17 protein-coding genes are annotated in these 24,358 nt (G+C 39.6%); 10 read left to right on the top strand and 7 right to left on the bottom strand.

Going from position 1 to position 24,358, the window contains the following annotated elements:
- Window positions 1-91: 91 nt before the first annotated feature.
- The 3 genes from ABS766_RS08670 to uvrA form a co-directional block, all read right to left on the bottom strand.
- Window positions 92-2,914, bottom strand: a complete 2,823-nt coding sequence (locus ABS766_RS08670) for a gluzincin family metallopeptidase (protein ID WP_408084743.1) — start codon at window positions 2,912-2,914, stop codon at window positions 92-94.
- Between the two features lie 102 nt (window positions 2,915-3,016).
- Window positions 3,017-3,742, bottom strand: a complete 726-nt coding sequence (locus ABS766_RS08665) for an LOG family protein (RefSeq protein ID WP_408084742.1) — start codon at window positions 3,740-3,742, stop codon at window positions 3,017-3,019.
- Window positions 3,743-3,856: 114 nt separating this feature from the next.
- Window positions 3,857-6,688, bottom strand: coding sequence for an excinuclease ABC subunit UvrA (gene uvrA, locus ABS766_RS08660; RefSeq protein WP_408084741.1), 2,832 nt, complete (start codon window positions 6,686-6,688; stop codon window positions 3,857-3,859).
- A gap of 124 nt (window positions 6,689-6,812) precedes the next feature.
- Between uvrA and ABS766_RS08655 the strand changes: the two genes are divergently transcribed.
- Window positions 6,813-7,400 (top strand): hypothetical protein, encoded by a 588-nt coding sequence (locus tag ABS766_RS08655; protein ID WP_408084740.1) that lies wholly within the window; start codon window positions 6,813-6,815, stop codon window positions 7,398-7,400.
- A gap of 143 nt (window positions 7,401-7,543) precedes the next feature.
- Entirely contained in the window at window positions 7,544-8,143 is a 600-nt protein-coding gene (locus tag ABS766_RS08650) for a hypothetical protein (protein ID WP_408084739.1), read from the top strand.
- Window positions 8,144-8,595: 452 nt separating this feature from the next.
- On the opposite strand, the gene ABS766_RS08645 is transcribed toward ABS766_RS08650, so the two are convergent.
- Window positions 8,596-9,153, bottom strand: coding sequence for an acetate uptake transporter (locus tag ABS766_RS08645; RefSeq protein WP_408084738.1), 558 nt, complete (start codon window positions 9,151-9,153; stop codon window positions 8,596-8,598).
- A gap of 160 nt (window positions 9,154-9,313) precedes the next feature.
- Between ABS766_RS08645 and ABS766_RS08640 the strand changes: the two genes are divergently transcribed.
- On the top strand, window positions 9,314-9,823 hold the full coding sequence (locus ABS766_RS08640; RefSeq protein WP_408084737.1) for a DUF6155 family protein: 510 nt from the start codon (window positions 9,314-9,316) through the stop codon (window positions 9,821-9,823).
- Window positions 9,824-9,954: 131 nt separating this feature from the next.
- On the opposite strand, the gene ABS766_RS08635 is transcribed toward ABS766_RS08640, so the two are convergent.
- A complete protein-coding gene (locus tag ABS766_RS08635; RefSeq protein WP_408084736.1) occupies window positions 9,955-10,446 on the bottom strand; it encodes an SRPBCC family protein in 492 nt (163 codons plus the stop codon).
- A 322-nt stretch (window positions 10,447-10,768) separates the two neighbouring features.
- Between ABS766_RS08635 and ABS766_RS08630 the strand changes: the two genes are divergently transcribed.
- Complete coding sequence (locus tag ABS766_RS08630; RefSeq protein ID WP_408084802.1) at window positions 10,769-10,867, top strand: DUF6155 family protein; 99 nt, start codon at window positions 10,769-10,771, stop codon at window positions 10,865-10,867.
- Window positions 10,868-10,894: 27 nt separating this feature from the next.
- Here the strand turns inward: ABS766_RS08630 and nfi are convergent, their stop codons facing one another.
- Window positions 10,895-11,617, bottom strand: a complete 723-nt coding sequence (nfi, locus tag ABS766_RS08625) for a deoxyribonuclease V (protein WP_408084735.1) — start codon at window positions 11,615-11,617, stop codon at window positions 10,895-10,897.
- Window positions 11,618-11,761: 144 nt separating this feature from the next.
- On the opposite strand from nfi, the gene ABS766_RS08620 reads away from it, so the two are divergent.
- A complete protein-coding gene (locus ABS766_RS08620) occupies window positions 11,762-13,309 on the top strand; it encodes a DEAD/DEAH box helicase (RefSeq protein WP_408084734.1) in 1,548 nt (515 codons plus the stop codon).
- Here ABS766_RS08620 and ABS766_RS08615 read toward each other — a convergent pair.
- Window positions 13,295-14,518: a DUF763 domain-containing protein gene (locus tag ABS766_RS08615; RefSeq protein WP_408084733.1), complete on the bottom strand. Its 1,224-nt coding sequence runs from the start codon at window positions 14,516-14,518 to the stop codon at window positions 13,295-13,297. The two genes, ABS766_RS08620 and ABS766_RS08615, sit on opposite strands and share 15 nt — an antisense overlap.
- A 203-nt stretch (window positions 14,519-14,721) precedes the next feature.
- Between ABS766_RS08615 and ABS766_RS08610 the strand changes: the two genes are divergently transcribed.
- The 5 genes from ABS766_RS08610 to ABS766_RS08590 all read left to right on the top strand — a co-directional run bounded on the left by ABS766_RS08610 (window position 14,722) and on the right by ABS766_RS08590 (window position 24,343).
- Complete coding sequence (locus ABS766_RS08610) at window positions 14,722-14,916, top strand: hypothetical protein (RefSeq protein WP_408084732.1); 195 nt, start codon at window positions 14,722-14,724, stop codon at window positions 14,914-14,916.
- A 14-nt stretch (window positions 14,917-14,930) separates the two neighbouring features.
- Complete coding sequence (locus ABS766_RS08605; protein WP_408084731.1) at window positions 14,931-15,347, top strand: hypothetical protein; 417 nt, start codon at window positions 14,931-14,933, stop codon at window positions 15,345-15,347.
- A 70-nt stretch (window positions 15,348-15,417) separates the two neighbouring features.
- Window positions 15,418-16,359, top strand: coding sequence for a cation diffusion facilitator family transporter (locus tag ABS766_RS08600; RefSeq protein WP_408084730.1), 942 nt, complete (start codon window positions 15,418-15,420; stop codon window positions 16,357-16,359).
- A gap of 483 nt (window positions 16,360-16,842) precedes the next feature.
- Window positions 16,843-20,631, top strand: coding sequence for a glycosyl hydrolase (locus ABS766_RS08595; RefSeq protein WP_408084729.1), 3,789 nt, complete (start codon window positions 16,843-16,845; stop codon window positions 20,629-20,631).
- Window positions 20,632-20,977: 346 nt separating this feature from the next.
- A complete protein-coding gene (locus ABS766_RS08590; protein ID WP_408084728.1) occupies window positions 20,978-24,343 on the top strand; it encodes a glycosyl hydrolase in 3,366 nt (1,121 codons plus the stop codon).
- Window positions 24,344-24,358 lie beyond the last annotated feature (15 nt).

Genomic DNA, 24,358 nt, shown 5'->3' with positions numbered 1-24,358 from the left:
ATTATTGTTAGTAAATGATTAATTTAGGATATACATAATGAAGATTATGTATTATTTTGCTGCTTTTAATAGTTATACGCTAAGCAAACATCTAAAACCATTTTCTGGTAAACAAGTTGATGAGGGTATTGGGTGATATGGTTACTACAAACCGTATTTTTTTACTGTAATCGCCATTTTCAAACTCTAAACCGTTACTGGAATATACGGGGAAGTAGAGTTCAAAATAATCAGGCAGCAGGTTGAGCCTGATGCCGCTGTCATACACAAAGCGGGCACTATTATATTTATTTTTAAACAACCCTGCATCGCCATATACTTCTACCCAGTTCCAGATATTGAAACTTCCGTTTACGGTAGTCATCCACTGGTTGGCATAGCGGGTATCTAATATAGACTTAAATCCACCTTCGGCCAGTATAAACTGCTGGCTCATAATTCCTGTGGCTTCACTTCGCCCATAAAAATTATAATCAAACAGGTAATCAGTAGGGCGGTCCAGCCCAAAACTAAAATACTCTGATTGTGTATCGCGGTACATAAACATACCGGCATAAAAACGCAGGTTTATCTGCCTGTTATCGTTAAAAAGCCTCCTAAACTGTAGCTCGCCCGAAAGTTTTCCAAAAGCATTGGCTATCTGCACATCGGTATTAAAACCATAATAGCGTGTAATTTCATTTTCGTATTTGCTATAAGCGGCATTGAAAACGGAATAATTTTCATTTTGCTGTTCAGTTGCCAAAAATGCAGATTTTTCACGGTTTACAGATACATATCGTAGTGTGATGAATTCTCTTTTATTAGACCTTAAATTTTCATCGCGCATGCGAAATTGTATGGCCGGGGTAAATTTTATATACCGGGCATCGGGAGCATAGTGGTAGGTAGACCCCGATGTGCTGTAGCGGATATTATATAATTCACCATCGCGGATATACTGGTTGTACATAAGGTAATAAGAACCGATAAGCTGTTTTGTTTTTACCGAATAGGTTGGGGTGAGGTCAAATATAAAAGGCTTTTCTATGATGGATTTGTTATTGATTTTTAAACCAGGGGAAACCCCATCATATAAATTGAATACAAAATTGGGGACATAAAAAAACTGGTTGTATTTAGGGTTTTCAATATCCCTGAGCAGTGTGCCTTTTACAGGCTTATTAAAGGCAAAGGTTTTAAGGTTATACCAGTTGTTACGGCGGTTATATTCGGGTACTTCGTTATTATAATTTAAAGCCAGCCTGTCGGCATTATTTCTTGGTATGGTAAAAGTACTGTCTTTATCCACATCATTAAGCCAGTATTTAAATATAACCTTATCGTCTTTTAAGCCATATAAGGGTATGGGCACGGAAGTACCGGTTTTGTTTTTTATGGTAATTTGCAGTGAATCCCCTTTTTTATCTACCTCTTTAAATTTATAGTCAATAATATCGCGACTTTGCACCATAGTAGTAAAAAACCAGTTGATATTTTTATTACTGTTGGTTTTTAGTATCTGTTCAAAATCTTCACGGCTTACCTGTAGGTTATCGGTGTTAAGGCTGTAAAACTGTTTTATGCTTTTTGCTATGGTATTATTGCCAAGGTAGTTGTCTAAATAATCAAGGCTTAAGCCTGCTTTATATTTTCCGGCAATTTGGGCATTAAATTTTAAAAAGGTATTTTTTTTATCTCCGATTGGCTGATCCTGGTTTCTGCGCGCCATTAAAAGGTACACATAGTCATACTGGTCATTAACTTTTATGCTGAAAATGTTATAGCCTTTTAAAATACCCCATTCGCCAAGCGACCCCATCATTTTCATATCCGGGTGGTTAGCCTGAATGTATTTTATAATAAGTTCCATCTCTATGGCATCATATATCCAGTTGTCTTTGCGGGGATCCAGCTTTAGGGATGCTTTGAGATAAGCTTCGAGATAGGTTTTTAAAAACCTTATTTCATATATAAAAGAATCAGGGAACGGTCTTAAAAATGATGGTAGCTGGTTGAGCCCATAAACGGGGTTACGGTCATAATTGGTTTGTGTAACCAGTAGTTTTTCATTAGGGAACTTACCAAGGTTTTCTGAGGTGTAACTGACAACTTTAGAGATGATTGCAGCCCGTTCTATACCGCTTATATTTTGGTCTTTAAGGTTGCAGTTTACCTGTACGCCTTTAAAACCGAATGTTTCAAAACTGTTTTGCTGTTCCAGTACAAGTTCAAAATTCATGCGGTTATTACCCCGCAGGTAATATTCATCAGTTGTACCCTTATCCGTTTTATTTGCGTTATGCAGGTCGGTAGTAACCGATAGCCCTTTTGGCAGGGTAAGCGTTACTTCATAATTACATGCGGCATTGGCAATATCATCAATGTTTTCGTTGCTGTATACTACAAAATTGCCGTTTTCAAATCTGGCGGGGGTAAGATACCAGTCTTTTAAATACCATTTTCCTTCTTTTTCATCATAACCAAAATGGGTAAAACGGTTATTAGGAATTTTAACGGTATAAGTAAGGCTTATGGTAAATTTGTGGTTTGGATATATTGGATTTTTAAGGTGTATAGTAACAATATCAGGATGTTTATCCGGGCGGCTCCAGGTTAAAAACAACCCATTCTGGTCTACAACATTTGCTATTGTGGTACTGCCCCTATCTTCATCTTTAGCGAGGTGAAACGATTTTACAAATTCATCTGAAAAACGCCGGGCAAGGGGAGAGGTTTTAGAGGAATAGGCATTAACCCAATCGTTCAGGATAATTTTACTAAGTGTATCTTCCGTCTGGTTAAAATAGGTAATATCCTGCCTTACCGTTATAGTTTTAGAGGCATAATCTACATCAGCCATAATCCTGTTATGGTGTTGCGCCTGTACCAGTATTGTAAACAGAGAAAATAAAAATAATAGCCTTTTTTTCAATTTGACTTAGTTAATAATTTGCTTTGTTTGCTATATGGTTACCTGGCTGCTACTATAACTTAATTTGGCCTATAAAATTGTATTGTTGTTAACAACGCGGCATTAAAAATTTGGGCTAAGGCTGTATTTTTTATAAAACCCTTCAATAACCTGTAAAACTTCTTCTGAAGTATCTACCAGTTTTATAAGTTTCAGGTCATCAGGGCTGGCATTATGAAATTTATTGATCATGGTATTTTCTATCCAGTCAATCAATCCGCCCCAAAATTCGCTGCCCACCAGTATGATGGGAAATTTTGCTATTTTTTTTGTCTGTATAAGCGTAATGGCCTCAAAAAGTTCATCAAGGGTGCCAAAACCTCCCGGCATTACTACAAAGCCCTGTGAATATTTAACAAACATGGTTTTGCGCACAAAAAAGTAGTCAAAATTAAGGTTTTTATCGTGGCTTATGTAGGGGTTAAAATGCTGCTCAAAAGGGAGTTCTATATTTAAACCTACCGATGGCGCCGTGCCACGGCTGGCACCTTTGTTACCGGCCTCCATAATACCCGGCCCGCCCCCGGTAATTACACCATAACCGGCATTGGCTATTTTTTCGGCAATTTCTTCCGCTAACAGGTAATATTTATCCTCGGGCTTGGTACGTGCTGAACCAAAAATAGAAACACAGGGGCCTATGCGTGCCATGGTTTCAAAACCATTAACAAACTCTGACATTATTTTAAAAATAGCCCAGGAATCATTACTGCGTATCTCATTCCATGGTTTTTGTTTTAACCTTTCGTGTATACGTTCTTCTTCGCTGCTATATTGTTCTTTTGACATTTTTCTTTTGTTTACTTCGTCCGTTCGGCTATCGCCTCGGGTCTGGTTTCAGGTTTAAAATTGTTAGCCTGTTATTTCGCATTATTTTTTTTCGGCTGATAACTGAACAGCCTGCTAAGATAATTCTTTTTTAAGGAACTGTGCCGTGTAGCTTTTTTTGTTTTTTGCCACTTCTTCGGGAGTGCCTTTGGCAATAAGCTGTCCGCCGCCTTTACCACCTTCATAACCGATGTCAATAATATAGTCGGCCAGCTTAATCACATCCATATTATGCTCTATAATAAGCACAGTATTGCCTTTATCTACCAGTTTGTTAATCACTTCCATCAACACACGTATGTCTTCAAAATGAAGGCCGGTAGTAGGCTCGTCCAGAATGTAAAACGTATTTCCTGTATCTTTTTTAGAAAGCTCACTGGCCAGTTTAATGCGTTGTGCCTCTCCACCGCTAAGGGTAGTACTTTGCTGCCCCAGGGTAATATAGCCCAGGCCTACATCTTGTATGGTTTTAATTTTACGGTATATTTTAGGTATGTTTTCAAAAAATTCCACACCTTCGTCAACCGTCATTTCAAGCACATCGGCAATGGACTTGCCCTTGTAACGGATTTCCAGCGTTTCGCGGTTAAAGCGTTTGCCCTGGCAGGTTTCGCATTCTACATATACGTCGGGCAGAAAGTTCATTTCTATAACCCGTAACCCTGAACCTTCGCAGGTTTCGCAACGCCCGCCTTTAACGTTAAAACTAAAACGCCCCGGTTTGTAGCCACGTATCATGGCTTCGGGGGTTTGGGTAAACAGCCTGCGTATTTCGCTGAATACATCAGTATATGTTGCTGGGTTAGAGCGTGGAGTGCGCCCGATAGGGCTTTGGTCTATATCTATTACCTTATCGATATGCTCAAGGCCTTCAATTTTTTTATACGGTGCCGGTTTTTTTACACCATTAAAAAAATGGGCGTTGAGTATAGGGTACAGTGTTCCGTTTATCAGGGTACTTTTGCCGCTACCAGAAACCCCTGTAATACAAATCATTTTGCCTAATGGAAATTCAACCGAAACATTTTTAAGGTTATTGCCTGTTGCACCGGAGAGTTTTAATTTTTTTCCGTTGCCTTCGCGGCGTTTTTCAGGTATGGCAATTTCTTTTTCACCGTTAAGGTAGGCTGCGGTAAGCGTGTGCTCTTTATGCAGTTCGGCAGGGGTGCCTTTACTTACTATCTGTCCGCCGAAGCGCCCCGCTGCCGGGCCAATGTCTATAACATAATCGGCACGTTCAATCATGTCTTTATCATGCTCTACTACTATAACAGAATTGCCTATATCGCGTAATTGTTCTAAAGAGCGTATCAGTTTTTCATTATCACGCTGGTGCAGGCCAATGCTCGGCTCGTCCAGTATATATAATACCCCCACAAGCTGTGAGCCAATTTGCGTAGCCAGCCTTATACGCTGCGCTTCGCCACCGCTTAGTGTACCTGAACCGCGGTTTAAAGACAGGTATGTTAAGCCAACATCAAGCAAAAAGCCAAGGCGTGCCTTAATTTCCTTTACTATTTCGTTAGCTATAACCTTTTGTTTGTCTGAAAGGTTGCTATTAAGGTCGTTAAACCAGGCTGCCAGGTCGGTTATATCAATATTGGCAAGCTCGGCAATATTGAGGCCGTTTATTTTAAAGTATAGTGACTCTTTTTTAAGGCGTGTACCGTGGCAAACGGGGCATTCTACCTCGTCCATATATTCTTTTGCCCAACGCCTTATTGCTGTTGATGCATTTTCGTCATACTGGTTTTTAATGAAAGCCGAAATACCCTCAAAATCAATTTTATATTCCCGGCTCACACCAAGGGTTTTGCTATTGATGGTGAATTTATCCTTACCGCCGTTTAGTATCATTTCCATCGCTTCGGGAGAAATGTTGTCAATCGGGTCGGTTATTTTAAAGTCAAACTTTTGGCCTATGGCTTCTAACTGTTTAAATATCCAGCTGTTTTTATATTCGCCCAGCGGTGCAAAGCCCCCTTGTTTTATGGAAAGCTTAGGGTTAGGGATTATTTTTTTTACATTGATTTCATTTACCGTACCCAAACCATTACAATTATCACACGCCCCTTTTGGCGAGTTGAATGAAAAGTTATTCGGTTCGGGGTTAGGGTAGGAGATGCCGCTTGTGGCGCACATAAGGTTACGGCTGTAAAAACGTGGCTCGTTACTTTCGTGCTCAATCACCATCATCACATCATCGCCGTGGTGCATGGCTGTTTTTATACTTTCCGAAAGGCGCTTATCGGTGTCTTCGCTTTCATTAATAGCCAGGCGGTCAATCACAATTTCAATATCGTGAGTTTTGTAGCGGTCCAGTTTCATGCCGCTTTCAATATCGCGTATCGTACCGTCTACACGTACTTTAAGAAACCCCTGCTTGCTTATCTGCTCAAACAGCTCCCTGTAATGCCCTTTACGCGAACGCACAATAGGGGCAAGGATGTTGATGCGCTTACCGTTATATTTTTCTATTATGAGGCCTTTAATCTGGTCGTCGCTATAACTCACCATTTTTTCTCCGGTAACGTAACTATACGCATCAGAAGCACGGGCATATAACAGGCGCAGAAAGTCGTAAATTTCAGTAATAGTACCCACGGTAGAGCGGGGGCTTTTACTGGTGGTTTTCTGCTCAATGGCAATAACGGGCGAAAGGCCGTCTATCTTGTCTACATCAGGCCGCTCCAGCCCACCAAGAAACTGGCGCGCATAGGCAGAAAAAGTTTCTATATAGCGGCGCTGGCCTTCGGCGTAAATGGTATCAAAAGCGAGGGATGATTTACCAGAACCTGACAAACCGGTTATCACAACAAGTTTTTCGCGGGGAATGGTAACATCTATATTTTTAAGGTTGTGGACGCGTGCGCCCAGAACTTCTATAGTATCTTCGGTATTTAGCATAGCAGTTTTTGTGCAAAACGCAAAGGTACTGATTTTTGAGAAGATTTTAGGGTTAGGGGAGTGGTAAGGGATTGTTAAAAGATATTGGTGTTTTTTATATATTTGGAAAATATAATCAACAATTATGGAAAAAATTTTATCTGAAAAAAAAGTAGATATACACAGTTTTATTAAAAACACAAGTAAAAAATCTGTTATATTACTTAACAATCTTATCGAAAACGGAATTAAAAATATTGGAGAGTTTTATATTGATTGCTCAACATTAGAAGATTATAATTTTGTTGATATTAGATATTCTGATAAGTTTAAAGATTTGTTTACGAAACTAATGAAATTTGAAGGCCCTTGCCTGTATTATTTTACGATTACATCCGGACATTTGCCCCAAGAAATAATTACTGAAATACAGAAATATGCCACAACTGAGGCCTCCAAATCAATTCCCGCAATCAAATCAAAAGTTCCTAATAGTAATATTCTATATGTAGGAAAAGTTAAAAGAGGCATGTGGGGTCGATTAATTCAGCACTTGGGTTTCTATAAAGTTAAAGGCACGCAAGGCCTACAACTTTATTATTGGACTCAGGAATTGAAATTATCAGTTAAATTAACAGTTTTAGAGTTTGAACCTGAAATGATAGATTTAATAAGTTTTTTTGAAAATGAATTGGCTAAAGAATTAAACCCAATATTAGGAAAACATAAGTAAAAGTTGAAGTTATTGCTTTGTCATGCCTCGGAATTATATATCCGTCCTTATCCCGCCCCCTCTCCAAAGGATAGGGGGAGCCATATTGTGTTGTTATTTTAATTTTTCATATAAATTTACGGTTACTAATCAATCATAAAATTATGAAACGCATTGCCTTATTTATCATTTGTCAATTTCTGTTTTTGGGTTGCCAGCATAAGGAACATAACCCCGTTAATGAATCTGTACAACCTGAAAATGCAGTTGCTGCTAAGAGTAATGACGCTGGGCATTGCATTGAAAAATTTAAGGAATTACGGGATGTTTTATATAGTGGGAATAAGGAAGAGTTTAAGCAGTATTTCAGCTTTCCGGTATTAAATTCAGAGGTTTGGTCGCTAATTGCCAAAAGTAAAGGTAATTATGAAGGTAAAAAATACAATGACCCGTTTACTGAGGCAGATTATGATAATCATTTTGATCTAATTTTTACACCGCATTTTATTAATGCACTCCTCAAAATTAAGCCGAAAGAGCTTTTTGAAAAGGGTAAATTTATTACCCCGCATATAATTGAGAGTGGTGCCGATGTACGTACCGAATATTTTATGCAGGCTGAATACTACGAGGAAGATGAACTTATTTTAGCCCTGAATTATGAATTTTATTCCGAAGATGAAAAAACTGAAAGTGCTATTGTATATTTTTTTACCCTGAAAGACTGTAAACCAATTTTTAACAAAGTAATGATTGCCGGATAATGTTTTATTGTTGCGAATAACTTGTTCCGTTAAGTCCTGACCCCCGGCCCCTCACCAAAGGAGAAGGGAGTAGCTTTAATCAAATACCCGACGACTGCCAATTATCAACCAGCACTAAAACTTTAACCCCTTGTAACAAAACCTTACCATGCCTTTAAGATAATTAGAGCATTGTGATGTGTAATTTTACATTATCAAAAAGGTTAGCATTGCCTGTCGAAACGAAGACGACGGGTTTGTCAGCCTGCTGAGGAGGTTGTAACGGGCCCTGAACTTTCCACCCGTTCGTACAGGGCATACCAAACTAACGCCGGCGTACTCACTCGTGCGGAAACCGGTCAGCAACACAGCAGGACAACAGGTAATGAAAGCTTTACAGATTTAAAAAAGAGCCGCATGATTTATTTCATACGGCTCTTTTTAGTTTGTTATAACTATAAACTTTTTACAGTTTAAAAAGGCAATATTTTACGTCCTTTAACCTCTTCAAGTACTTCGGCAACGGCAAGGTAAAAGGCACTACTGCCACATATTACGCCCACAAGCCCTGCAATTTTATGGAGATCTTCACTTTGCATCCAAATGGCAATAGCCAGTAAAAAGAATAAAATGGTAAGCGAAAGAAATACAAATTGCTGTACTTTACTGTTACCCCAGGTGCCAAACCACATAAACGCGGTAAAGGTTCCCCATATTGCCAGGTACCAGGCTAAAAAGTCGGGTGGGGTAGCCTGTGCGGCTTCTATGCCCAAACCGGGTAGCAACCATACCGCAACCAGCGACAGCCAGAAAAACCCGTATGAAGTAAAAGCGGTTGCAGCAAATGTATTTCCTTTTTTAAATGACATGATTCCGGCTATTATCTGTGCCGTACCGCCATAACATATACCCATTGCCAATATTACCGAACTCAGCGGGAAAAACCCCATGTTATGTATGTTCAGTAAAATAGTTGTCATACCAAAGCCTAATAAACCCAGGGGTGCCGGGTTAGCTATTTTTGTTTCCATTTGTTTGTTTTATTACGGTTTGTATTCCAAAAATAGTTTTTAAATTAATAAAACCATATACTATAACGTTTTATGTTTGTCAGTTTTAAAAAATAAGTGTGAAATATTCACTTTACCTGTATTAGCCCTTACCATTGTTTTATCCTATTTTTGCAACGTTATGAAAAGACAGTTAAAAAAATATGTGGCCTCGTTGCCAAAAGAAGCCCTGGAAGAACAACTCATTTCTCTATATGAAAAGTTTGGGGATGTAAAGGCGTATTACGATTTTGTTTTTAACCCTAAAGAGGATAAGCTGGAGCAGGAGGCAAAACTTAAAATTGCCAACGAGTATTTTCCTGTAAAAAGTAAGCGGGCGAAATTGCGGCGCTCTGTAGCCCAAAAATATATTAAGCATTTTTTATCGCTTGGTGTAGACCCGTTTATTATTGCTGATATTATGCTTTATAATATTGAGATAGCACAGCAATACTCAGCCGAAAGGGCCATACGGTACAGTTCCTTTTATAAAAGCATGTATAACTCGTATAAACAAGCTGCCGAATATGTTACGGCTAATGGTATGGCTGCTGAATATAAAAGCCGGATAGCCGCAATATTTAAAGAAACCCTGCGCCAGCGTTGGGAAAACCGCTATGATTTTGAACAGGTGTATGATAATTTTGAGTAAGCGCCTTAAAATAAACTTTGCTGGATATTAGCCTTGTAAAAGCCGGGAGATAATTTTCCGGTTCGCAGCAAGTTTACATAATCATGTGCCAGACGGGTAAGGGATAGTATTATTGGCGGTTCGTTTTTTTTTTAATCGTTCTCTAAAAGTGTTTTTAAATTTTTGCCAAGTAGATTATTCCATCCCCATTCAAATCTTTCCCTTTTAAAATGTGGGTCATTTGGAAAACTATCTAGTCCTGTATGAGTTACTCTAATTTTGGTTCTATTATGCGTTGCAATTAAATCGAATGTAACTTCGGATTCTCCTTGGTAACCTTTGTAAGACCAATTATGGGCAAATGTGTTAGGTTTTTCAATTTTAGTTACACCCCATTTTTTTCGATATTCATCATTTCTATCTTCAAATTTAAATTCATAACCAACTTTAGGTTCAAATTCTTTCAGTTGAGGAAAATACCATATTTTCATTTTTTCGGGATTTGTCATCGCTTCCCACACGTCATTTTTTGGAACATTATAATCAAATTCCATTACTAGCGGCTTGTCCATGTTTTTTTCTTTTTTAATATTTTCTGTATTAGTAATTTTTGATTTATTTTCTTTGATACTGATTTTATTCAATTTACTGCAATAAAAGCGATATTATAAGTGAAAAAATCAAATATATTTTTCCAATCATCAATTTTTGTTTAAATGACCGCCAACTCATATATCATGAAGTATATATAACTTTTGCCAGTGAGTTTGTTTCTCTAAATATAACATTTTAAGCATAAATAATAACGAGGTGGGTTTATTTATTCTCGACACTTAATTATAAGATAAAGCCTGCTTTGTTAGGTTGAGTTCGTAAATACATCAGCAATATTCAGCCGAGAAACCTATACGTTTACTTCTTTTTACAAAAGCATGTATAACTCTTATAAACCAGGCTGCCTAATATATTATTGCCAATGGTATGGCTGCTGAATTCAAAGTGCGTTTAACCGCCATATTTAAGGAAACACTACGCCAAAAGTGGGATAACCACTATGATTTTTAGCAGGTTTATGATAATTTTGAATAACCTTCAGAATAAGCTTTCCTGTATATCAACTTTATGAAAACCAGCTGACAGTTTGCCTGTGCGCAGTAAATTCACATAATCATGTGCCAGGCGGGTAGGTTCGGGTATACGGTGTTTTTTAACGCAGTTTGTCATTATAGTAAGGCTGTCTTCAACGCTAATTTTATGCCCGGGCGATATAAAAACCGGCTTTACCCCGGCTTTTGTGCGGAGTGCATAGCCCAGCAATTCATTGTATTTAGTAATTGGGCTGTAACTGAATTTTTCATTACCCAGTGCCGGATATTCGCCAAACAGCATATTTTTGGCACAGCCTATGGCGGCAGTTTCGGCTAAAAGGCCAAAATGGCTGGCAATGCCCATACGGCGAGGGTGCGTTATGCCTTGTCCGTCTAACACTACTACATTTGGTTTTACGGGTATTTGCTGCCAGGCCTGCAAGAGCGCCGGCACTTCCCTAAAGCCAAGATAACCGGGTATGTAAGGAAATTTTGTTGTTGACTGTATTAACGAATATGATATTAAAGCCATACCGGGATAGGATAGTATTACAATACCTGCATAAACGGTTTCTTCATACTTGTTGTGCGAAATATCTGCCCCGGCTATAGTAGTTATATTTGCTGTACCTGTAGTAAGCAGCAGCCGGCCCTTTAAATTGTTTTGCAGGGAAGTAGCTTCGGTAACTGTTATTTTATTGTAGTCTGGTATAGTCAGATTGTGCATATTTTAAAATTAATAAAATATAGGCTCTATAAATCAGGCTTTACCGAATGTTTAACAAATTCATTAAAACATTAATAATTATAATTTTTTAACCTTGATAATGCTATTAAAATGGCTATTTTTGTGGTTTAGCCAATAAAAACTATGCGAGCAGACGAAGGGGAAAGGAAAGAGCTGTATAATTATCAGCAAAAAGACATAGATGCAATATTTGCCAAACTGGAAGGAAAGCCGGATAATTACCATTTATTATACCAGCTGCCTACAGGCGGGGGCAAAACGGTTATTTTTTCGGAAATAGCCCGGAGGTATCTTCAGGATTATAAACGTAAAGTGCTGGTGCTTACCCACCGGATTGAACTTAGCAAGCAAACATCTCAAATGCTTACCGGCTTTGGGGTAAAAAATACTATTATAGATAGTGGCGTGAAAGAATTGCCCTATGATAATGATTTTGACTGCTATGTAGCAATGGTGGAAACCCTTAACAACCGCCTTAAAGACAAAAAATTTAAAATGGATTATATAGGCCTTGTTATTGTTGATGAGGCGCATTATAACTCGTTCCGTAAATTATTTGCCTATTTTAAAAACTCATTGATTTTAGGTGTAACGGCCACTCCTTTAAGTTCTAATATAGAGTTGCCTATGCATGAAACCTATGACGACCTTATTGTGGGCGAACCCATACGCGCGCTTATTGATAAGGGGTACCTGTCAGAAGCTGTGATGTATGGTTATGATGTAGAATTGACATCGTTAAAAATAGGGATTAACGGCGATTACACCGTAGGCTCTTCAGACGAACTGTATTCGCGCCTGGCCATGCAGGATTTATTGCTTCAATCTTACCTGCAGCGTTCTTCCGGAAAAAAAACACTTATATTTAATAATGGTATCAATACCTCATTATATGTGTATGAAACATTCCGGGCCGCAGGCTTGCCTGTAAAACATCTTGATAACCGCACGCCGGAAATGGAACGCCGCAAAATATTAAGCTGGTTCAGGAAAACCCCTGATGCTATACTAACATCCGTTTCTATACTTACCACGGGTTTTGATGAGCCAACGGTAGAAACTATTATACTTAACCGCGCTACACGCTCGCTTACCCTTTATTTCCAGATGATAGGGAGGGGCTCCCGCAGGTTGCCCGAAAAGAAAACTTTTGAAGTAATTGACCTGGGTAACAATGCGCGGCGTTTTGGGTTGTGGAGCGATCCGATAGACTGGCATTATATTTTTAAGAACCCAGAACAGTTTTTAGAGAATATACGTACCGATGCTGAAATAGAAAGCCAATATACGTATACCATGCCTGATGAGCTGCGTGAAAAATTCAGCAAAACAGCAGATATAAGCTTTGATATGGAGGAGGAATTTCGCCTGATGGCAGAGCAAAAGCAAAAGCCTAAAATGGTTATAGAAAAATCTATACGCCAACATGCTTTTATGTGTATTGAAAATACCGAATCCATACCGGAAGCACGAAAACTTGCACGGGAACTGGATGGCGATATTGAATTCCGTGTAAAAGAATATGCTAAGTTACTCTCTAAAACTACCAAAAACTACAGGGAATGGCTTATTGAAGATTATAAAAACAGGCTCAGTACCCTTATTGGCCGTATATTTTATAAATACCAGGAGGATGGTGAAGATGGTATTATAGAGCTAAAAAAGCTTTAACTGCCCCGGATCGTCTTTTTTGGGCTTAGCAGCCGGAGGTTTTGCCATACCAAAAACAGTTCTTCCCCCGTATTTATACGATTCATCCCTTTCTTTTTTTATCAGTGCCTCAAAATTATTATTGGGTGTAAAACTCTTCTCAGCATCCATTGATAGTTCTGAAAGCTTTTTAATGGCATGCATTTTATCACTATTGCCAATTTTGGCATTGCTTATTGCTGTTTGCAGTGTAGCAATAGTTTCATCAAACACTTTTACAGGCACAGGAAAAGGGTGCCCATCTTTACCGCCGTGTGCAAACGAGAAGCGTGCGGGATCTTCAAAACGCGTAGGAGTTCCGTATATAACCTCACTTACCAATGCTAAAGACTGTATAGTACGCGGCCCCATACCCTTAAGCATCAGCAGGCCTTCAAAATCTTCGGGCTTGTTTTCATGTGCCGTCCACAACATGGCACCCAGGCGTTTCATATTTACATCTTTCATCCTTACATCATGGTGGTTAGGTAACATAAGGTGATTTATTTCTTTAAGTATTTTTTCAGGGTGTTCTCTTGCTATGGTTAGTGTTTTTTCTCGCGTGGGTGCTGCTGTACCCGCTGTAAGGTTTAGTATAGTGCCCTGGTTTTGCCCGTATATAAAGGTGTGAGGTTCATTTATAAAAGACTCAAGGTTTTGGCTGTGCCAGTGGTAGCGGCGAGCCGTGCCTGTAAGGTTATTCATGCCCTGCTGTACTACACACCACTCTCCATTAGTATTTACAATAAAATTATGCTGATAAAGCTGAAAACCATCCTGTATGGCGGTGTTGTCTACTTTAGCCGTTAGCTTGCTTAAACCGGCAAGTTCAATACCGTTAAGCCCGGTACGCTCTCCCACAGCCAAAAGCTCACCAGGGGTTTTGGTTGAATGCTTTCCTTTACCGCCGCAAATATAAATACCCAATTCTTTTGCATGTGGGTTGACCGAACGCTTTAGCGCGCCCAAAACAGATGTTGTAATACCGGACGAATGCCAGTCCATACCCATTACAGCGCCAAAACTCTGAAACCAAAAGGGGTTGGCCAGCTTGCTTATAACAGCATTGGTGCCAAACTCTATAGCAATAGTTTCTACAATAGCCAGCCCAAGTTTGGCCATCCGTTCAGAAAGCCACGGGGGCACATGCCCGCCATGCAATGGTAAGTCGGCTGATCCTGATCTTTTCATAACCACAAATGTACATATAGCTGTATTGCGCTACTAGCCCCGCAGGTATATTTAACAATTGTGTATTGCACCACCTTGTATGGTACATTTTACGGCTATAATTTTTTGGCAATTTTTTAATAGTATTTTAGTATGAGTATTGCTGTTAAATAAGTACTTTTAGAAAAGGTTATAAGTGGTGAAATTTTTTAAAAAGTCAGACTATGGAGCATATAATAAAAATACCTGAAGATAAGGGGGCAATAAATATTTTTAGTTTAAAAAATACCATTGCCGAAAATGAAACTGAAAAAAGTAATATTGCAGACAGTGCCTGCAGCCTGCTACTTAAAAATTTAGTAAAAACAAATTTAAGACTATTGAAGCTTAACGACTTAAGATCTATTGTTCTGCTTTAAAAAAAATTAAAATTATGAATAAAGAACCAAAAAAGAATACAGAAGACGAATTGCAGGGAGACGCTTATGGACAAGATAACGGAGCAGGCAGGGAGGCTTCTTTCACTACCAATAACACAGGAAGCGAAAAAGCTAATACTGAAAGGGAGCACCCCGAAGATGATACGGATAAATATCTTGCTATGGAGCAGCCCGGTGTAACCTTTACGCACGATGCTACACCTGCGCTTACTTCTGACGATGCTAATTTTGATGAAAACAATAAACAGGGCATCTGGAATGAAGAAGGTGGTAACCCGAGAAATTCTGATGCATTTAACCAGGATGAATATATACTTGATGATAATATAGACGTTGATGAAGACCAGAACAAATCCATTTCAACTGACGATGATGACTTTGAAGAAATTAATGAACGATACACCAGTTAAAATACTTTAAACTAATTTTGCATCCCCGGTATCTTTACGGTATTGGGGATTTTTTATAAAACACTACTACATGACAGGAAATTCTAAAATAGCCATTTATGGTGCCTTAGCCGCTAATTTATGTATTGCGGTAGTAAAATTTATAGCAGCATCCATAACGGGCAGTTCGGCAATGATTTCAGAAGGTATACACAGTACTGTTGATAGCGGTAATTCGTTATTACTTCTTCTGGGCATTAAACGCAGTAAAAAACCAGCTGATAATGAGCACCCTTTTGGGCATGGTAAAGAAATATACTTTTGGTCGCTCATTGTAGCCATACTGGTATTTTCCCTTGGTGGCGGTATGTCTGTTTATGAGGGCATCAGCCATTTACAACACCCGGTAGAAATTGGGGAACCATTCTGGAACTATGTAGTGTTATTTTCGTCTATAGCCTTTGAGGGATCCTCACTAATATATGCCGTAAGGCAGTTTAATAAAAGCCGTGGTAAGCTTGGGTTTTGGGAAGAAGTGAGCATGAGTAAAGACCCCGGGCTTTTTGCCGTAATTTATGAAGAAAGCGCAGCAATAGCAGGGCTCTTGATTGCATTGGCAGGGGTGTTTTTGGGCCATTATTTTAATAATCCTATTTATGATGCAGTTGCTTCAATACTTATTGGGCTGGTATTGGTAATTGTTGCCATAACTATGGTAAGAGAAAGTAAAGGGTTATTGGTAGGGGAGAGCGCTAACAGCGCCATTGTAAAAGGTATTTATACACTTGTAGGTAGTGAACCTAAAGTTAAAGCATTATATTTTCCGCTTACTATGCACCTGGCACCCAATGAAATTTTACTGGCACTTGATGTCGAATTTCAGAAAGACATGACAGTTGATGAATTATTTAATACGATAACTGACCTTGAAGAAAAAATAAAAGAGAAATATCCTTCGGTTAAGAAGATATATATAGAAGCCAAAAATTTTGGAGGGAAGAATAGGCCATGGATGATTGATACTGAAGATTAGATTAATTTATGAATTGATTGATCTTGATACGCTATAAAATGCTGCTATTTATTTTTTTTGAGTGTTATCCGGTTTTTGAATGGCTTTTTTTGGAGATGTAATTTTATTCAGTGCAATATTTCGTCACCATATAGTGCTATTTTATAAATTACATCGTTGTAGTGGTAAAAAAACACCTTAATTTTACCTCAACATTTGTGAATTTTAAAAAATAGCTTGTGTTAAAATATTATATCTCTAATGCTGTTAACAGGTTTGTTAACAGCATTTTTTATTGCTCAAAAGGCTACCTATACAAAAACACACAAGTCACTTTTTTTACATTTCATTAACATTTACCGGGTTGTGTTTTGATAATTTAGCAGTAAAAGAAAGCTAATAGTATTGAATTATTATTTAAAATGTATTTTAATTAAAAATAATTTAATACTTGAGTTTTTAATTATTTATTAATGTTTTAACCAGCCTAAATTTTTTTAACACATGAAAAAAATTCTATTATCTGTTCTTGGGCTTGCCATTTGGCAGGCACAGGCACAAACACCTGTAAGCGTGGGTTCTGGTAGTTATGCCAGTTATCCACCCGCATCAGAAGACATTGACTGGAACGAAGATGGCGTAGGCGATTTGGGATATTTCCTGAATACGCAGCCTATTTATGTTCAATCCGGTGAAACAAGGCCAATACCTACCAATGACTGGTGGACAAGCTTATTGGTAGAGCAATACAGCGGCCAGTTGTGGTCATACCCGCTGATGGTGGATGCCGATGATTTTGGCCCAAGTATTTATTTTCCTAAAAATTTTAATGCCAATGGAGATAATCTGCTGCCGGAAACAGCGTTGCAGGTTAAGGCAACAGGATACACACCCGATAATGCCATTGCGCGAGACTGGAATGATTGGGGGCTTGTTATGGGTATGCCTATGGCATCGGCCAATAAAAATATAGATGTTACCATGGCGCATGGGGTGCCTTTTGTATGGTTACAAACACAGGGCATTAACCCTGAACTTTCTTTTACACAAGGTGCTACTTACCTAACTGCCAGTGGTGGGCCATTATCTTTTCCTACCACAAGCTCATTTGTGGTGCAAAGCCAGGGACGTTATTTTGGGATACACATGCCCGGCAGTGCAACGGCTGAAATACAAAACCAGCAGTATGTACAAATTGACCTAGGCAGTAGCCAGACCATTAATAAAGTAGATTTTATATGGGAAACCGCTTATGCCAAAGGGTATAGCATACAGGCTTCAACCAACGGTACAAGCTGGACAACCGTAGCTACCGTTACCAATGGCGATGGCGGCAATGATAGTGTATCTTTCGCCAATACCACAGCCAGGTATGTGCGTATAACGCTTAACGAGCGTGGCAGTATTTATGCCTACTCCCTGTTTGAGGTATATGTTTATAACGGCGCTACGTTGCTTTCTCAGGGTAAAACAGCTACGGCATCATCAACAGAAGGGGCCTATGCTGCTGCTAATATTACCGATGGCAATACCGGTACGCGCTGGGCCAGTGATGCCTCTCAGGTAGAAAAGCTTGTAATTAATACCAATAACGGCAACAGCTTTTTTGTGGTATCGGCACTGCACAACCCTGCGGAGTTAAGTACGTATGAAAATTATGCCTTTAACCGTATTACCGATACAGAGGTAACGTATGATTATACAGCATCTACAGGTAAAGTAGCCACTACATGGAATGTAACTACAGACAACCTTAAAGGCCAGGCAGACGGTAACACGGTGCAGGGATTTTTACCACACCTATATCTTGATGCTGCCAATACTATAAGTTTTGCTACCGATGGTTATACCACAACACATGGCACTTTAAAAACTTCCATAGGCAAATCATTCAGTTTTACGTATGATTTTAAAGGGATACTGCCCAACTTCAGTGCCCCTTACAGCAACAGTGCGGATGCGCACCCGTATGATGCGGATGTAATGTTTGACCTGCTTACCAAATTCAGTAAAAAACAAGGTTATGGCGGCGATACCTATTGGGGTGGTAAAGATTTGGTAAACTATGCCAAGTATACCCTTATGGCGAAAGAACTAAACCACCAGTCTTATGATGCACTTAAAGCAAAAACTCGTGAAGCACTTGTAAACTGGCTTACCTATACTCCGGGTGAAGATGAAAAATTCTTTGCGCGTTATGACCGCTGGAAGGCAATAGTAGGCTTTAACGAATCGTATGGTTCATCTCAATTTACTGATAACCATTTCCATTACGGCTATTTAATACAGGCATGTGCGCTTTACGCCACAATTGATCCCGAATTTTTAGATGATTATGGCGACATGATAAAACTGGTTGCAAAACAATATGCCAACTGGCAGCGTAATGACACGTTTTTGCCTTACCTGCGTACTTTTGACCCTTGGATTGGGCACAGCTATGCCGGTGGTACCAGCTCAGGTACCGGTAACAACCAGGAGTCTACATCTGAAGCTATGCAGTCATGGACAGGGCTGTTGCAATTAGGCGATATGTTACAGGACGATGATATATTAGATGCGGCTACGTTTGGTTATATGAGCGAATCATACGCTACACTTGAGTATTGGTTTGACTGGAAAAACAGGATTTTTCCAAGTACATACCAGCATGAAGTTGTAGGTATTTTGTTTAATGGGGGCATGGCCTACGGAACGTATTTCAGTGCAAGTCCTGTACATATACACGGTATACAATACCTTCCGGTTAACCCAGGGTTCCGCTATCTTTCAAGAGATAATGCTTGGGCGGCTACAGAATATTCAAACATGTTAAGCGAAGCCAATGCTATAGACGGTTATACCAGTGAATATCAGTTTGGCAGGGATTGGGCTAATGTGGCTTTAGGTTTCCGTACCATGTGGGATCCGCAGTACACAGCAGCGTATATAGATAACAATATGGCAACATTTACCCCAACCAGCGGTAATTATATCCTGGGAGATGAAACAGGAGGGATGACATACTATTATACGCACGCACTACAAAACCTGGGAGATTTTTCTGAAAATTACAGGACTAACTTCCCCCAAAGTAGTGTGTTTGAAAAAAATGGAACCTTTAGCTATGCCACGGCATACAACCCTACAGCTTCTGCTAAAACCTGTACTATTTATAACAGCAGCAACGGGGTAGTGGCCACATTTAATGTGCCGGCTTATACTCTTGTTACTTATCCAACGCTACCTACAACAGGCAGCCAGCCTACAGGCTGTTATGGCCTATCACCTGTTTCGGCTACAGCCACATCAGGAGGCACCAGCATTTCGGCTGCAATAGATGGCAACCACGGTTCAAGGTGGGAAAGTGCTTTTACAGACCCACAAACCTATACACTTGACCTTGGTACAGTGAGCCATGTAGAAGAGGTTAGTATTGACTGGGAAGCTGCCAGTGCTAAAGATTATACTGTAAGTGGCTCTACAGACGGCAGTAACTGGGTATTAATAGGTACCAAAACTAACATGACTTCTATAGACCACCGCATTGATACCTTTACCAACATAAACGGTGAGTACCGCTATTTAAGGATGAACGGTACATCGCGTACCATACCGTACGGATATTCTATTTATGAGTTTGAGGTTTGCGGCAGCGCTTCGCAAAGTACCTTTTCAGCCGGCTATGTTACACTTCCGGCGCAGATTGAGGCAGAAGATTATACTGACATGAGTGGTGTGCAGCTTGAGGCAACAGCCGATACAGGCGGCGGGCAGAATGTTGGCTGGATAGATGCAGGCGACTGGATGGAGTACCATGTAAATTCACCTACTGCCAGAACGTATTCACTACAATTAAGGGTAGCAAGTGTGTATAGTGATGGCACTGTGCAGGTACGTAGCAACAACAACCTGATACAAACCATTACCATACCAAACACAGGCACATGGCAAACCTGGCAAACGGTAAGCGCAAATATAACGCTGCCTGCAGGTAACCAAACACTTCGTCTTACTGCAACCAGTGGTTTTAATATTAACTGGCTTAGCATAACAACTAATGGTGGCGGAGCAAGAATAGGAAACCCTGATACGATTTCTGACGCTACAGTAATATACCCTAACCCGGCACATAACTTAGTAAATGTTAACGCTGTTGCAGATGGAAATTTATTAATCTATAAAGTAAATGGTGCGCTAATTAAAAAGCAATCTATAAAACAGGGCAGTAATCAGATTGAACTTGATAATATGGCTCAAGGAATATATTTTGTAAAAGTTGGAGATGCAATGTATAAGCTTTTAGTTAACTAAATTATTTTTTAATCACTTAAAAAAAGGCAGTCTCTTTATTAGAGACTGCCTTTAATTTTTTAATAAATAAGAACATTTTTTGTTGAAATGCTTACTATACACAACAATATATTACCTCAACATTACATAAACAACAGCCTAACTCTATCGTTTGAGTACTGTAAAACCTATACATAAATACACGGGGCAGCAAGATTTTTTAAGATAGGAGGGTAGCTGTATTCTGTTTTTGATATTTTAGCTGAAATACAATTATTAAAATCATATTTATATAATAAAATTACCTTAATAATGCTAATATGTCACTTTTATATTATCAAACTTTAATTAACCCAAACATATTTTTATGAAACAATTTTATCTCACGGCTGTCATTTTTGCTTTGTCTACATATAATGCGGTAGCGCAAACTCCGGTAGCAGTAGGTTCCGGAAGCTATGCCAGCGAAACTCCTGAATCGGAGTATGTAGACTGGAACGATGACGGTACTTTTGAACTTGAATATTTTATATATGATAAGCCTATTTATGTTTCGGATGATGAAACAAGGCCAATACCAACCAATGACTGGTGGACGAGCCTTATTGTGGAACAATACAGTGGCCTTTTATGGTCTTACCCATTAATGATTGATGCCGAGAATTATGGCCCAAAGATTTTTTATCCTAACAGTTTTGTTGCTGATGGCAGCAATATTGCCTACGGTGGCGGCATGATGATAAAGGCTGATGGTTATAACCCTGCAAAAGGTATAGCTAAAGACTGGAGTGACTGGGGCATTGTAATGAGTATGCCGGATGCTACAAACAATAAGAATATTGATGTTACCATGGCGCATGGGGTTCCCTTTACCTGGATAGAAACACAGGGCATAAACCCTAAATTTTCTTATGATAATGGCGCTACCTACCTTAATGCTGACGGGACTTCGGCTGAATTTCCGCTAACAGGTTCTTTTGTAATACAAACCGACGGACGTTATTTTGGCGTGCATATGGCTGATAATATTACTGCCAGTATTGAAGGTCAGCAATATGCCATTATAGACCTCGGGGCTGTGCAGCCTATTACCAATGTTACCCTAAACTGGGAAGCTGCCTATGGGTCTGCTTATGCCATACAGGTATCTGATAACAATACTGACTGGACAACGGTTTATACCGAAGCAAATGGCAATGGCGCTATAGATACTATAAGCGTTTCAGCATCGGGACGGTATGTAAAAATAGCTTTTTATGAACAAGGTACACAATGGCCTTATTCCCTTTGGGAAATGCAGGTTTTTAACGGTTCAACATTATTATCTCAGGGTAAACCGGTAGACGTTTCTTCAGTACAGGGGCCTTTTGCCGCTGTAAACCTGAATGATGGTAATACGGGTACCCGCTGGGCAGCAGACAATGTAGAAACAGGGCTGGTGCTGGATACTAATAGCAGCGATAGTTATTTTGTAATATCGGCATTGCCATCACCACAGCACTTAACTACTTATGATGCCTATGCGTTTAATAAGGTAACTGATACTGATGTTACCTACAGCTATAACCCACAGCAGGGTAAAGTTACCTCTAACTGGACTATTACTACCACAAACCTTAAAGGGCTGGCAGCGGGCAATACCATACAGGGATTTTTACCTCATTTGTATGATAACTCAACACATGATATAAACTTTACCGCAAACAATTACGTTACGCCGCGTGGCAGCTTAAAAACAGCCATAGGTAACTCTTATACTTTTACATATAACTTTACAGGTATTTTGCCTAATTACAATGCCCCATACAGCAATAGTGACGATGCACACCCGTATGATGCCACTACAATGTTTAACCTTATAAGCGATTACTCGTCTAAACAAACTTATGGAGGCGATACGTACTGGGGAGGTAAAGACCTGGTAAACTTTGCCAAATATACCCTTATGGCAAAAGAGCTTGGGCACCAGGCTTATCCTGCTATGAAAGGAAAAACTAAAAATGCACTGATTAACTGGCTTACCTATACACCCGGCGAACAGGAAAAATACTTTGCGCACTATGAGCGTTGGGGCGCTATTGTGGGCTTTAATGAATCGTATGGTTCGTCTGAATTTACTGATAATCATTTTCATTATGGTTATTTAATACAGGCCTGTGCTACGTATGCTATGGTTGACCCGGATTTTTTAATCCAGTATGGCGATATGGTTAAATTGGTAGCAAGGCAGTATGCCAACTGGATGAAAGATGACGAAATGCTGCCTTATTTAAGGACATTTGACCCTTGGATTGGCCATAGTTACGCAGGAGGCACCAGCTCAGTTACCGGTAATAACCAGGAATCAACTTCTGAAGCTATGCAGTCATGGACAGGGCTTTTTCTGTTAGGTGATATGCTGAACGACCAGGACGTGCTTGATGCTGCTGCCTTTGGTTATATGAGTGAATCATACGCTACGCTTGAATACTGGTTTGACTGGAAACAGCAAAACCTGCCTGCGGCCTATGCCCATAATATGGTAGGTATTTTAAGTAACCAGGGATTTGCTTACGGTACGTATTTCAGTGCCAGCCCCGTGCATATACACGGTATACAATACCTGCCTGTTAATCCCGGCTTCCGATACCTTGCACGTGATACCGATTGGGCTGCTACAGAATATAGCGATATGATGGCTGAAGCTAATACAGTGGAAGGCTTTACCAGCGAAACACAGTTTGGTGATGACTGGGCACATGTGGCCCTGGGTTTCCGTCTACTTTGGGACCCGGAATATGTAAGCGCCTTTATTGATGAAAACATGGCATTACCGCCAAGTGACCCCGCTTATATTATGGATTATGACGTTTCGGGTATGACGTATTATTATACTCACGCCAACCAGAACTTAGGTGATTTTTCTGATGAATATTATACTGATTTCCCTACCAGTAGCGTGTTTACCGAAAACGGTACCTTTAGCCATGCTGTGGCCTATAATTCAACCGCTACCGAAAAAGTTTGTACTATATATGATTATTCCGGCAACGTAACCGGAGCCTTTAACGTGCCCGCTTACACCATGGTAACGTATCCGCCATTACCAACAACAGGGCAGGAGCCGGAGGGGTGTTATGGCCTTGTGCCAGCTTCGGCAACGGCCTCAAGCGGCGATGCTTCACTGGCGATTGATGGCAATAATGGTTCCCGTTGGGAAAGTGCTTTTGAAGACCCACAAAGTATTACTGTAGATATGGGTGAGGTTTCAACCATACAAAATGTTAGTATTAGCTGGGAAGCTGCAAATGCAAAAGATTATACTTTTAGCGGCTCTATTGATGGGGAAGAGTGGACACAAATTGCTGCCTATACTGATATGCCCGAGGGCAACCGTACGGATGTGATTGAAAATATTGATGCCGATTACCGCTACTTAAAAGTTGATGGTACTGCGCGTAACCTTACTTACGGCTACTCTATATTTGAATTTGATGTATGCGGTACGGCAGTGCTTGGCACAACAACAGTGCAGGCAACCGACAGAATTAGTTTATACCCAAATCCGGCACATAATAGTGTACATGTAAACACTTTAAATAACAGTGAATTATACATATATAATATAAATGGCGCCTTGGTGCTTAAACAATCGGTTAAAGCCGGAGATAACAGTATATCAATAGAAAAACTGGCTGCCGGACTTTACCTTGTAAAAATAGAAGATAACATTTCACGCCTGATCGTGAAGTAAAAATACCAGTCCAAC

It is taken from the genome of Flavobacterium rhizosphaerae (assembly GCF_046000445.1).
Taxonomy (GTDB): Bacteria; Bacteroidota; Bacteroidia; order Flavobacteriales; family Flavobacteriaceae; genus Flavobacterium; species Flavobacterium rhizosphaerae.
This window is presented reverse-complemented; position numbering and strand designations above follow the sequence as displayed.